The organism is Gilliamella sp. ESL0441, from assembly GCF_019469185.1.
Lineage (GTDB): Bacteria > Pseudomonadota > Gammaproteobacteria > Enterobacterales > Orbaceae > Gilliamella.
This window is the reverse complement of the sequence record NZ_CP048264.1, coordinates 1,603,847-1,616,526: the sequence shown is the minus strand read 5'-3', so window position 1 is coordinate 1,616,526 and position 12,680 is coordinate 1,603,847. Positions and strand designations below refer to the sequence as shown.

Sequence of the window (12,680 nt, the reverse complement as noted above, 5' to 3'; positions counted from 1 at the left end):
TTATACACAATTAAATGAATAATCAAACAACAACCTTAGTTGAATGCCCAACTTGTCGAAAACAAGTTGAGTGGTCAGATAAAAGTCCTTATCGCCCATTTTGTAGCAAGCGTTGTCAGCTCATTGATTTGGGTGAATGGGCGGCAGAAGAGCATCGCATTGCTGATAAAGAGATAAGCGAACAAGATCTTTGGAGTGAAGATGACAAATTAAATTTTTCGGGTAAAAACTCATGAAGATCCTTGGTATTGAAACATCTTGCGATGAAACAGGTGTAGCAATTTATGATGATCATCATGGATTACTGGCTAATCAACTTTATTCACAAATCAAATTACATGCTGATTATGGTGGTGTCGTACCAGAACTTGCATCACGAGATCACATTCGTAAAACAGTACCACTGATTCAAGCGGCCTTAAAAGAAGCTAATTTAACTTCGCGCGATATTGATGGCGTGGCTTATACGGCGGGGCCTGGATTAATCGGCGCGTTAATGGTAGGCGCATCAATAGGGCGTTCACTTGCCTATGCATGGAATGTACCTGCTATTGCTGTGAATCATATGGAAGGACATTTACTTGCCCCTATGCTTGAAGACAATCCGCCTGAGTTTCCTTTTGTGGCTTTATTAGTATCCGGAGGGCACACTCAACTTTTTAGTGTGACTGGAGTAGGGGAATATCAGTTACTTGGTGAATCCATTGATGACGCCGCAGGCGAGGCATTTGATAAAACAGCTAAACTGTTAGGAATTGATTATCCTGGTGGAGCAAAACTTTCAAAATTAGCTGAGCAAGGCATATCTTCTCGATTCCATTTTCCTCGACCGATGACAGATAGACCCGGTTTTGATTTTAGTTTTTCTGGTCTTAAAACAGCCACAGCTAATGCCATTCATCAGCACAGTAAAGAGAGTATTATAGATGAACAAACTAAAGCCGATATTGCACGTGCTTTTGAAGATGCCTTAGTTGATACCTTAGTCATCAAATCAAGACGAGCACTCGACCACACAGGCTTCAAACGTTTAGTGATTGCTGGCGGTGTAAGTGCAAATAAAACTTTGCGGAGTAAATTAACACAGTTAATGCAACAAAGAAAAGGAAAAGTGTATTATCCTAGACTAGCGTTTTGTACTGATAATGGTGCAATGATTGCTTATGCGGGTATGATTCATTTAAAACAGAAACTAAACAGCGAATTGGCAATTGAAGTCAATCCTAGATGGGCTTTAAATATATCCAACAGTTAATGTTGGATATATTCTAACTTTTTACGGCTAAAAATCTTAGATATTTGAATCAGTTGATTTACGATTACCATCTGATTGCAATTGAACTAATTTTTCTAAATTTCTATTGATACTAAAAGAGACACAGATTAATTCGAAGCAAATGCGGGTAAGAACAGCTCCGCTAATTATACCGAACAATCCATAAAGAATACTACCCTGAAAAATATTGAATAAACCACCCAGGGTGACGCACGCTAACATTAACCAGTACAGAAAGGTTAATACACTTGGCATAATTAAGCGGTTAAAAAACAGTAAATCAATTGGTTTAAAATCTTTCATTTCTTTCCTCAATACTGATTTATATATATGATATTTAAGGTTTGAATATATTTAATGTTAACTACTTGATGATTATCTGAAATAATCATTGTATATTAGATAACATATTTTAGAATAAATCAATGCAAATAAAGTTTAAAATAAATTTATGAAAACATATATAACAGGCAAAGATGCCGCCCTTGAAGATTCAATCCACTATTTTCATCAACAATTAGCTAAATATCAATTAGATGTTAAAGAGGCTTCATGGCTTAATCCAGTAGCTAATGTCTGGTCAGTCCATATACAAAATATGCAGTGTCCTTTATGCTTTGCTAATGGTAAAGGAGCGAGCAAAAAAGCAGCATTAGCATCGGCTTTAGGCGAATATTTTGAACGGTTATCAACCAATTATTTCTTTTCTGATTTTTATTTAGGGAAACAAGCAGCAACGGCTAGCTTTGTTCACTATCCAACGGAAAAATGGTTTTTAGTGCCTGACGATAATACCTTGCCAGAAGGGATATTATCTGAAAAACTTTTACAATTTTATGATCCAAATAATGAATTAAGTGCAACCGATCTTATTGATTTACAATCAAGTAATCGTGAACGAGGGATTTGCGCTTTACCATTTATCTCTCAATCCGATCAAAAGATTGTTTATGTACCAGTTAACTTAATTGCTAATTTATATGCTTCAAATGGTATGTCAGCCGGTAATACACGTAATGAAGCTAGAGTACAAGCTTTATCTGAAATTTTTGAACGTTACGTTAAAAATAAAATTATTGCTGAAGCAGTGAGTTTACCGACGATTCCAGAAGAAGTGATTCATCGCTATCCAAGCGTGTTAGCATCAATAGAATCACTCGAAAATGAAGGATTTCCACTATATTGCTTTGATGCGTCTCTCGGCGGAAAATATCCTGTGATTTGTGTCGTCTTGTTTAATCCTAAAAATGGTACCTGTTATGCCTCCTTTGGTGCTCATCCTAATTTTGGTGTTGCACTTGAAAGAACAGTGACGGAACTATTACAAGGTAGAAGTTTAAAAGATCTTGATGTTTTCTCACCACCAAGTTTTGATAATGATGAAATTGCGGATTTAAGTAACTTAGAAACTCATTTTATTGATTCAAGTGGTTTAATATCATGGGATTTGTTTAAAGAAAAAGCCGATTATGAATTTGTGGATTGGGATTTTTCGGGGACAACGGAACAAGAATTTAATAATCTTATGGCTATTTTTCATGAACAAAATACGGAAGTATTAATTATGGACTATGAGCACTTAGGTGTATATGCTTGTCGCATATTGGCTGTCGGAATGTCAGAAATATATCCGCCTGAAGATCTTTTAATTGCGAATAACAACATGGCGATTCATCTTCGTGATCTTATTATGTCACTACCGGTAAAAAAATATTCTGCTGAACAATATCTTGCCATTATTGAACAATTAGATGAAGAAGGGTTAGATGATTTTGCACGAATTCGTGAACTACTTGGGATTGCTACGGGTAAAGATAATGCTTGGTTTACGTTACGAGTTGGTGAACTAAAAGCAATGCTTGCACTAGCCGCTCAGGATTTAGAACAAGCTAAATTGTGGATTGACTGGACTATCGAAATGAATGAATCCATTTTGTCACCAGAAAGAAATCATAATTATCGTTGCTTACAAACTTTGGTTAATTTTATTCTTCAACGCGATGTGAATAAGTTTAATGATTATCAAATGGCATTTAACAAAATGTATGGTCAAACTAGTGTTGAGAAAATGTGGCAATATGCAATTGGTGAGAAAACGTTTTATGGTCTAAATGATTTTTCAACTACAACTCAATCATCTAATGAGAATCTTGATCAGTTTACCATGCATCAAAAATTACTTTCAGTGTATCAAAAATTACATCAAACCATGTGATAGATTTTATTCCAGTAATATTAATGATTCCACCGAATAACATCGGTGGAAGATATAACACTTATTCTTGTCTGGCAAATTCGGATGCTTGTTTAACCAATTCTTCACTTGGTTTGACCCCAGTATAGAGAATAAATTGCTCAAGTGCTTGTAGTACAGCGACATCTGCTCCAGAAATGATTGGTTTATTTAATTTTTTTGCATACCTAATCATAGGTGTATCTACTGGCATTGCAACTACATCAAAAACGATATCGGCATTTCGAATCATGCTTTCAGAAAAAGCTAAATTGTTTTCTTCAACACTTCCTCGCATACCAATTGGTGTAACATTAATAATCAGTTTAGCTTGTTCGGGTAATAGCTCGGTTTCATTTTTTACCCAATGATAATTATAACGTTTTGCCAAAGCCTCTCCTTTTGCTTGATTACGTGCGGCAATCGTGCCGTTTTTAAAACCTGCATCGTAAAAAGCGCCAACCACTGCATTAGCCATACCACCACTTCCTTTTAAAACAAATGGTGTTGTTTTATCAATATTATGTAGCGTAATAAGTTTTTCTACAGCTATATAATCAGTGTTATAGGCTTTCAAATGATAATTTGTATTAACGATAGTATTAACTGATTGGATTGATTTTACCGATTCATCAAGTTCATCAATAAATGCTATACAATCTTCTTTATAGGGCATAGAGATTGCACAACCACGAATTGCCAACGCTTTAATACCAAAAATGGCATCTTTTAAATTATTGGTAGTAAAAGCTTTATACAGGTAATTAAGATTAAGTTTCTCATATAAATAGTTATGAAATCGAGTGCCGAAATTGCTAGGTCTTGCCGATAGCGACATACAAACAATGGTATCCTTATTGATAATTCTTGCCATTTTTATTGTTCCTTGGGATTATAATCAACTATTTTTTAATTTTAACATTTTCTCGTTATATAAGTATTAAATTATGGTAGTAAAAAATACGGGCCCCAACATTCAGCAAGAAAAAGTTACCGTCAGCACAATGATATATCTATATTGTAATAAGCAACACCATACACCACATAGCCATTTATGTGATGAATGTGAAGATTTATTGAAATATGCAATGCAACGCTTAACGTTATGTCGATTTGGCGAAGAGAAGTCAACCTGTGAACGTTGCCCAAAACATTGTTATCGCAAAGATTATAAACAAAAAATACAACAAGTTATGCGATTTTCTGGACCAAGAATGATAATTCATCATCCTATTATGGCATTTAGACATCTTTATAAAAATTTGAAAAAAAGATAATTTTTTTTAATTATTTTACTGGGGCATTTAACTTAAAAAATTCCTAGTGATTGAAAATCTAATTATAAAAACGAATAATGTAAAAATCAGTTGGATACAATATTCGAAACTGACGGACTTATAGCTGATTATTTTTATGAAAAAATAATGGTGATAAAAATGTTTATTATTCATACCGATAATATGTATAATATAAAATTGTTTGTGTGAGTAATCTTATATATCTAGTACAAAAAGATTTATAAAATCATTCTATACTTTATTTAATTTAGTGAGGTTAGCCATTTAAATTGAAAAGTATCTTTTTAAGATATCGTATTTAACTAGTTTAATAATGGGACTGTCACCAATATTATCAGAGAGATAAAATAATATTGGTCACTTGTCGGTATAATTTAAAAAATAACAATAAAAACGTTAATTTAACAAAGTTAATTGAAATTAATTATAAAAAAGAAAATTTATCATGGAATTAGGAAATAAGAAGTTTATAACTACGCATAGTTGTCATTCATTTTTACATAAAGAAGATAATATTCAAATTTATTCATTGAATATTGATTTAATGAATTTCCAAATCCTAATAAATTCTTCGTTATTAATTATTTTGATTTGTATCGTTTTGAGATAGTTAAATATCAGAAAGATAGCAATCGTGAAAACAACATTTTAATTACTATAAAAATAATTACTACCGTTTGGAAAAGGAAATTTATCAATGAAAAAAATATTAGTCATTTTTTTATTATTATTTACAAACTTGTCATTTGCAATTCAAGCACAAAAATTCTTAGCTATTGAGGATGATGATACAATTACTTTTGAGTTTGGAAGGGTTGAACCCAAAAACTCAACGCCTCAAAAGTTACAGAATATTGAAACAATTTATTATGGAAACAATACTCAGTTAACATGGGATAGTAACATTGATGATTTTGTTATTGACGAATATTTCGTTAACAATAAATATGATGATGACAAGTTAGAAGTTGTCCTTAATAGTATTCAAAATAAAGAGTGGGTTTATTTACCGACCAAGTTGAAAAATAACGAGTTAACTAAGGGCGATATTGCTTTCTTATATATTTTGAATCTTAAGCATATTGGAGCAAGTAGTTGCTTAAAAATGCATTTTGATGTTCTTTCTGAGTCAAAAAGATATGCTGATGGTTTATTGGATTATTTGGAAAACAATCGTATCGATGTTCAAAATAAAATGAGAGTTTGTTTGAATAATAATGGATATTTAAAGAGTAAAATGTATGCAGTGCTTAATCCTTTACCCTCATTTACCGATTGAATTCTATAATAAAAATCATTCTGTTTGAAAAACTAAACCAAGATGATTTAAATCAATTTTATTTAAGAAGATAATTACTTTAAATAATCCATGTTCATTGTTTATAGGCTCAAATAGGTAAATGATTTACTAAATGTAATGGCTATCGAGTAAATCATTATAAAAATTTGGTTTATTTAGAATTCAAGGTTATTTAAGGCGTTTTCTATTCACTTTAGGTATTGAATTTTTTATATTCTTTACAGCAAAAGCAGTGGGATATTTAAAGTGCAGTACCTTTAGTGGGAATAGTGAACCTTTGGGTATCGATTCCTTCTAATTGCAGAAGCTTTATTTTTTTATCAATGCCACCTGCATAACCGGTTAAACTGCCGTTACTGCCAATGACTCGATGACAAGGAATAATAATGGATAGTGGATTACGACCAACTGCACCGCCGACAGCTTGGCTAGACATGCTGGTAAGCTGATTAGTTTTCGCAATTTGTTTAGCTATATCGCCATAAGTGATGATTTCACCATAAGGAATTTTACAAAGAATATCCCAAACTTGATGACGAAAAGGTGTACCTATAGGGGCTAAATCAAGTTGATTGATTGCTGGATTTTTTCCTGAAAAATAGTGATCAAACCATTTTTTTGTGCGGTTAAAAATGGGTAAGTTTGGTTTGTTTTCAAGCGGTTCGTTTACGGTATCACCAAAATATTTTTGTCCTTCAATCCATACAGCAACAAGTTGATCGTTTCGACTTGCCAGTGTAATTAATCCTAATGGTGATGAGTAATCAGATGAATAAAACATATAAACCTTAAAAAATTTGCACTCAAAAATGGTATAAAATTATGCTTGTTTTTTAGGTTAATTTCTACCATTTTTCCGTTATCCACCCAATTTTATTCAGTTATTTGGCTTACCTAAGCAAGCCAAATAAGTTTGAAATGTTACTTTGTAATTTGTTTTCCTTTTTCGACATAACTCATATCACCAAAACTTTCGACAACAAATTTACCTTCTTCGGTATAGCGAATTTTCGTTACACTGGCATTGCCTAATGGGGTAGTAATAGGGGTGTCTAGCAGCTCTTCTACCATAGACATAATCGCAATACCATGTGAAACGACTAATACGTTACCACCACCTTGTGCTTTTGCTGATTCAGCGATGGTTTTTAATGCGATTTCCATTCGCTTTTTAACTTGCTGATAATTTTCCGCGTGTCCCGATTTTTCAACAGCTTTAACTGCATCTAACATTTTTTTCAAAGTGATATTCCCTTTAGCAAGATCAGCCATTAATTCTTTGTCAGATGAATAACCTAAATGTTGTGCAGCAGGATTCCACATATTGGGATCTAGATCGCCTTCAAAATCGCCAAAGCAGGCTTCTCTCAGGGCTTCCATTTCATTAATAGCAATGGTATCGCCTTTACTTTCTAAGATGATACGTGCTGTTTGTCGGGCACGACCTAAATCGCTGGAATAAGCCGTTATAAATTCGACATCTTTTAAGCCTCGTCCTAATTGTTCAGCAACCTTTATACCCGATTCAATCAATGGGGTGTCTGACCATCCTTGGGCACGATGGACATTGTTAAACATGGTCTTACCATGACGGGTTAAATAGATTGTGACTTCACTGGCAAAAGCTTGTGAAATAGTTACAACCATAACAAAAAATAGGCTAATAAATTGAATTGTTTTTTTCATGTTTCATCCTTTATTAAACAAAATATTTAAAATAAATTAAATCGATAATCGATGACGGTTTCAGCTGATAACGTTGGGGAACGTTGTGCTCTTCCGTGTTTTAGATTTGGTGTGGCATCAGAAGCACTCATTGTTTTGTAAGACCATCCATAACCTACTTTTGATAAGATAGAGAGGTTTTTAAACATACCAGTGCTAGGTTTCCAAATATTGAAAATATTGATTTCACCATTTTTTAGTCTTTCATGCTTATAATTAAATTCAGCATAGTTCATATATAAACCAGTTGTGTTATCTTTAATAAAATCATAATTTAATACGGTTGTGAACACAAGTTCCCCATCGCGCATGTAATCTGCTGCTGCGGCGGCAAGTCCATTAAAACGACCACGGTTATTCTTACCGATATGGCGTCCATAATACCCTATGGCATTGTGTTTGTTTGCATCAGTATAAGCTAGACCAGCTTTAATGCTCCAATCTTTTTCTTTCCATTCAATGTCTGCTGCATAATGCCATGCATGTGAATCAAACTCTTTTTTATTTTGTTTCATGGCATCATAATTTTTCATTGCGTAGCTGCCATAAAATTGTGAACCGATTGTTAATTTGTTAATCGGTTTGTATGCCAGTTCTATCGCATGTCTTTTTAAATAATCTTTGGCAACACCGTAAGAATAATCGATTTTAGTATCAGTATCTTTATAGGCAATTTCAACTGTAGAAATGTGATCAATGACTTTTTTGCGATCGTTCGTTAAAAAGTGAACTTTTTGGGCGGATTCACGGGGTAGGGCACTGTCTAAACGACCAAATGAAAAAGCAAAGTCATCATATTTTAATATGCCACTAAATCCGAGATAGCTGTTTCGTGTTAAATGTTGTGAAGAGCTAATGATGCCTAAATCTTTTACACTATGCCATCCCACTTTACCGTTAAAATTTATCCTTTCATCACCCAGTTTTATTTTTATATAACGCTGAGTAAATTTATTAAAGCCATGCGCATTGTGTTTACTATAACCTTTACCATGGTTGTACAGTAGATTACGGGTTGCAAAATAATCACTTGCACCAAGCTTTATCGCATTATCATAAGTGACGTCAAATCCAAGTGTATCAAACAGATAGCCTGATTTATAATTTAACGTGAAAACTTGCCCCCAAGCACTATGCACTTCTTTTGGTTGAGCGGCATTTTCTTTCAGATATTTCCAATGATTGCGAGTAGAGAAATCAAGTTTACTATCTTTAATAAAAGTATTATCAAAAAGGCTTTGTTGTAGATGATTATCGGATATTTGGTTTGCAAGAACGGAATAAGACATGATGTTGAATAATGCGAAGGTTAAATATCTTATTTTCATTTTTATATCCTTTTTTTATTTATTAAAACCTAAATAGTCAGTTATGCTTGATGAGCTATTTAGGTTTTGCCTGCTATACGCAGTTACTTTCCAATTTTAGGTTTGACACAAAAGTTAAGATTTTAAAACTTCGCCTTTTGATGCAATCACAGATTGATACCAGTAAAAACTTTTCTTTTTATAGCGTTTTAGCGTTCCCGAGCCGTCTTGGTTTAAATCGACATAAATAAATCCATAACGTTTAGTTACTTCGGCTTTTGAAGCACTAATCAAATCGATTGGCCCCCAGCTGGTATACCCCATCACTTCGACACCATCATCGATAGCTTCACGAATTTTCACTAAATGATCGTTCATATAGTTAATACGATAATCATCATTTATCGTGCCATCTGCTTCTAATTTATCTTTTGCACCTAAGCCATTTTCAACAATAAATAATGGTTTTTGGTAACGTTCATAAAGCATATTTAACAGGTAACGGATGCCTGTTGGATCGATTTGCCAACCCCATTCCGATGCTTTTAGATAAGGATTTGGTACCATATCTAAAATATTGCCTTTTGTTTTTTGTGATTCATCAGCGGTTGCGCAACAACTCATATAGTAACTGAACGATACAAAATCGACCGTTTCTTTAAGATCTTGTCGATCTTGTTCGGTGATCGTTAAATTAATATTGTTTTCTCTGAAAAAACGTTTCATATAAGTCGGGTAATAACCTCGAACTTGAACATCACCAAAAAATAGCCAACCATGGTTTTCTTGAAGTGTAGCCCAAACATCTTCAGGCTTAGGTGTTAAAGGATAAGCAACAGCACCTAATAGCATGTTACCTATTTTGGCATCGGGAATAATTTGATGACATAGTTTGACCGCTTGACTGCTGGCGACTAACTGATGATGAATGGCTTGATAGATCTGTTCTTTACTACTGTGTCTATCCAATCCGACACCGGTAAAAGGTTCGTGTAATGACATATTGATTTCATTGAACGTTAACCAATATTTTACTTTATTTTTATAGCGTTCAAATACGGTTTTGGCATAACGAGTAAAAAATTCGATGACTTTACGATTTCCCCATCCACCATATTGCGTGACAAGGTAGTAGGGCATTTCGTAATGCGATAAGGTGACAAGTGGGGTAATGTTGTGTTTTAACATTTCGTCAAACAGTTTGTCATAAAACGCCAGTCCTTTTTCATTTGGTTGTTCTTCATCACCATTTGGAAATATTCGAGTCCAAGCAATTGACGTTCTTAAACATGAAAATCCCATTTCAGCAAATAAAGCGATATCTTCAGGATAGCGATGATAAAAATCAATGGCACGATCTTTAATGCCGGTAATTGTGTTTTTATTACGATCGATGATGTCACCAAATAAACCGTTGGGTGTACAATCTGATGTAGATAAACCTTTGCCATCTTCACGATAGGCACCTTCAACTTGGTTGGCGGCAATTGCTCCGCCCCAAAGAAAATCTTTCGGAAATTGTGTTAACATGTGTTACTCCTTATTTGCTGATAACGTTAATAAAACGTCACCCTTTTCAATAGTTTCTGATTGATGAATAGTCTGGATCTTCTGATAGTCATCACTATTAGTAATGATGATCGGCGTGGAAACTTCAAATCCTGCTTGTTTGATTGCCTCGATATCAAAACTGACGAGTAAATCGCCTTTTTTGACTTTGTTACCGGCTTGAACATGTGCTTGAAAATGTTGACCGTCTAATTTAACCGTGTCGATCCCGATATGAATTAATATTTCCACGCCAGAATCAGTCTGAAATCCGATAGCGTGTTTGGTTCTGAACAGTGATACGACTTCACCGTCATCAGGAGCGTAAGCTTTCCCTTCTGTTGGAATAATAGCAATGCCTTTACCCATTAGTTCACTGGCAAAAGTAGGATCATTAACTTGATTTAGTGGAATGATAGTTCCTGTTAACGGGCTGTAAACTGTGACAGGTTGCGTATTAACAGTATCTGAAAGGTTAAGATTGTTTGTCGATGAAGTTTCATCTTGATCTGTTTGCTTTGTTTTTGGCATTCCAAATAGATAGGTTGCAATTAGTGCCAAGATGAATGAAAGGATACAACCAACGACGACAGCATAAAATTTTTCATCTATGCCTGTAGGTGGAATTAATTGTAAAAAGGAGAAAATATTAATAAAACTAAACGAATAAATGACACTGTGATAATAACCAACAATTCCACCACCTACAGTTGCAGCAAGACAACCAATAACAAATGGTCTTTTTAACGGTAAATTGACACCGTAAATTGCGGGTTCAGTTACCCCAAAAATACCCGATAGTACCGAAGAACTTGCTAAAGCTTTAAATTCAGGATCTTTGGCTCGTAATCTTACCGCTAATACGGCACCAACTTGCGCGAACACAGCAGGAAACAGAATCGGTAACATAAAATCATTTTGATATACCGATAAATTATTTAAGGCAAATGGAACAAGTCCCCAATGAATACCAAATATTACCATGACTTGCCAAAGTGCGGCTAAAATCATACTGGCAATAACAGAATTAAGTTCATAAACATAAATAATGCCACTAGCTACAGTGTTACATAAAAATGCAACGACTGGACCAATAAGCGCAAAGGTTAATGGCACAGTAATGATAATACCGAGTAGGGGCGAAATGAATTTTTTAAATGAGTCATGCATGATTTTGTTGAAGTTACGTTCAAGCAATGAATAAAACCATGCTGCTAAAATTACCGGGAAGACTGAAGATTTATAAGGAATTAATTTAATAGGGATATTGAAAAATTCAGTTTGTAATTCAATTGCTTTTCCTAGCATCTCGGTGATATCCGGATAGACTAATGCGCCACCGATCGCCATTCCAACATAAGGATTACCACCAAATTTTTTAACTGCAGAAAAACCTAAAATGATCGGTAAATAATAAAATGGCGCGTCAGCAATAGCGGTTAAAAAAGTAAATGTTGGCGTATTTTCCTGAACAATGTCACATACTTGTAATAGAGACACAATCCCTTTTAAAATACCGCCAGCAACCAGTACCACTAAAACTGGAATAAAAATGCTTGATACTAAATCAATCAGTCGTGACACAATCCCTTTTTTAGGCCCCGCTTCTTGAGAAGCAGGGGTGTTATTAAGGCTAGTGATATCCATAATTGCATTAAATACGTCAGCAACATTGTTACCAATGACAACTTGAAATTGTCCACCACTTTGCACAACAGTTATTACCCCTTTTTGTTTTTTGAGGATATCTGCATTAGCTTTATTATCATCTTTTAATGCAAATCTTAGACGAGTTGCACAGTGTACCAGACTGATAATATTGTCTTGACCACCAACATATTCAATAATTGATTCGGCAAGTTGTTTGTTTTTCATACCTTATCCTTTTTTAAATGCAAAAAAAAACCTAACCACCTCAAGTTGAGGTGATTAGGTTTTGCTTACACAACATAAAATGCTATGCAATAACAATCCAAAATTTATTCGCTTAGGC

Annotated in this window: 12 protein-coding genes; 5 read left to right on the top strand and 7 right to left on the bottom strand. The window is 34.2% G+C overall.

Features of this window, described 5'->3' with window-relative positions:
- The first annotated feature begins 14 nt into the window (after positions 1 to 14).
- Together yacG and tsaD are read left to right on the top strand one after the other, a co-directional pair.
- Positions 15 to 236, top strand: a complete 222-nt coding sequence (gene yacG / locus GYM75_RS07285; protein ID WP_220215315.1) for a DNA gyrase inhibitor YacG — start codon at positions 15 to 17, stop codon at positions 234 to 236.
- Positions 233 to 1,255 carry a tRNA (adenosine(37)-N6)-threonylcarbamoyltransferase complex transferase subunit TsaD gene (gene tsaD, locus GYM75_RS07280; protein WP_220215314.1) on the top strand — a complete coding sequence of 341 codons (1,023 nt, stop codon included), beginning with the start codon at positions 233 to 235 and terminating at the stop codon, positions 1,253 to 1,255. Before yacG ends, tsaD begins: the two co-directional genes overlap by 4 nt.
- Positions 1,256 to 1,291: 36 nt before the next feature.
- Here the strand turns inward: tsaD and GYM75_RS07275 are convergent, their stop codons facing one another.
- Entirely contained in the window at positions 1,292 to 1,579 is a 288-nt protein-coding gene (locus GYM75_RS07275; protein ID WP_220215313.1) for a DUF4282 domain-containing protein, read from the bottom strand.
- A 148-nt stretch (positions 1,580 to 1,727) separates the two neighbouring features.
- Between GYM75_RS07275 and ycaO the strand changes: the two genes are divergently transcribed.
- Entirely contained in the window at positions 1,728 to 3,491 is a 1,764-nt protein-coding gene (ycaO, locus tag GYM75_RS07270) for a 30S ribosomal protein S12 methylthiotransferase accessory factor YcaO (protein ID WP_220215312.1), read from the top strand.
- A gap of 61 nt (positions 3,492 to 3,552) precedes the next feature.
- Here the strand turns inward: ycaO and GYM75_RS07265 are convergent, their stop codons facing one another.
- Entirely contained in the window at positions 3,553 to 4,383 is an 831-nt protein-coding gene (locus tag GYM75_RS07265; RefSeq protein WP_220215311.1) for a shikimate 5-dehydrogenase, read from the bottom strand.
- Between the two features lie 73 nt (positions 4,384 to 4,456).
- On the opposite strand from GYM75_RS07265, the gene GYM75_RS07260 reads away from it, so the two are divergent.
- Together GYM75_RS07260 and GYM75_RS07255 are read left to right on the top strand one after the other, a co-directional pair.
- Complete coding sequence (locus GYM75_RS07260) at positions 4,457 to 4,786, top strand: nitrous oxide-stimulated promoter family protein (RefSeq protein ID WP_220215310.1); 330 nt, start codon at positions 4,457 to 4,459, stop codon at positions 4,784 to 4,786.
- A 718-nt stretch (positions 4,787 to 5,504) separates the two neighbouring features.
- A complete protein-coding gene (locus tag GYM75_RS07255) occupies positions 5,505 to 6,086 on the top strand; it encodes a hypothetical protein (protein WP_220215309.1) in 582 nt (193 codons plus the stop codon).
- Between the two features lie 262 nt (positions 6,087 to 6,348).
- Here the strand turns inward: GYM75_RS07255 and GYM75_RS07250 are convergent, their stop codons facing one another.
- The 5 genes from GYM75_RS07250 to GYM75_RS07230 all read right to left on the bottom strand — a co-directional run bounded on the left by GYM75_RS07250 (position 6,349) and on the right by GYM75_RS07230 (position 12,562).
- Positions 6,349 to 6,888: a methylated-DNA--[protein]-cysteine S-methyltransferase gene (locus GYM75_RS07250; RefSeq protein WP_220215308.1), complete on the bottom strand. Its 540-nt coding sequence runs from the start codon at positions 6,886 to 6,888 to the stop codon at positions 6,349 to 6,351.
- Between the two features lie 140 nt (positions 6,889 to 7,028).
- A complete protein-coding gene (locus tag GYM75_RS07245; RefSeq protein WP_220215307.1) occupies positions 7,029 to 7,793 on the bottom strand; it encodes a histidine phosphatase family protein in 765 nt (254 codons plus the stop codon).
- A gap of 26 nt (positions 7,794 to 7,819) precedes the next feature.
- On the bottom strand, positions 7,820 to 9,160 hold the full coding sequence (locus GYM75_RS07240; RefSeq protein WP_220215306.1) for an OprD family outer membrane porin: 1,341 nt from the start codon (positions 9,158 to 9,160) through the stop codon (positions 7,820 to 7,822).
- A 114-nt stretch (positions 9,161 to 9,274) separates the two neighbouring features.
- Complete coding sequence (locus tag GYM75_RS07235; RefSeq protein ID WP_220215305.1) at positions 9,275 to 10,669, bottom strand: glycoside hydrolase family 1 protein; 1,395 nt, start codon at positions 10,667 to 10,669, stop codon at positions 9,275 to 9,277.
- A gap of 3 nt (positions 10,670 to 10,672) precedes the next feature.
- Positions 10,673 to 12,562 (bottom strand): beta-glucoside-specific PTS transporter subunit IIABC, encoded by a 1,890-nt coding sequence (locus GYM75_RS07230; protein WP_220215304.1) that lies wholly within the window; start codon positions 12,560 to 12,562, stop codon positions 10,673 to 10,675.
- Between the last annotated feature and the right edge of the window lie 118 nt (positions 12,563 to 12,680).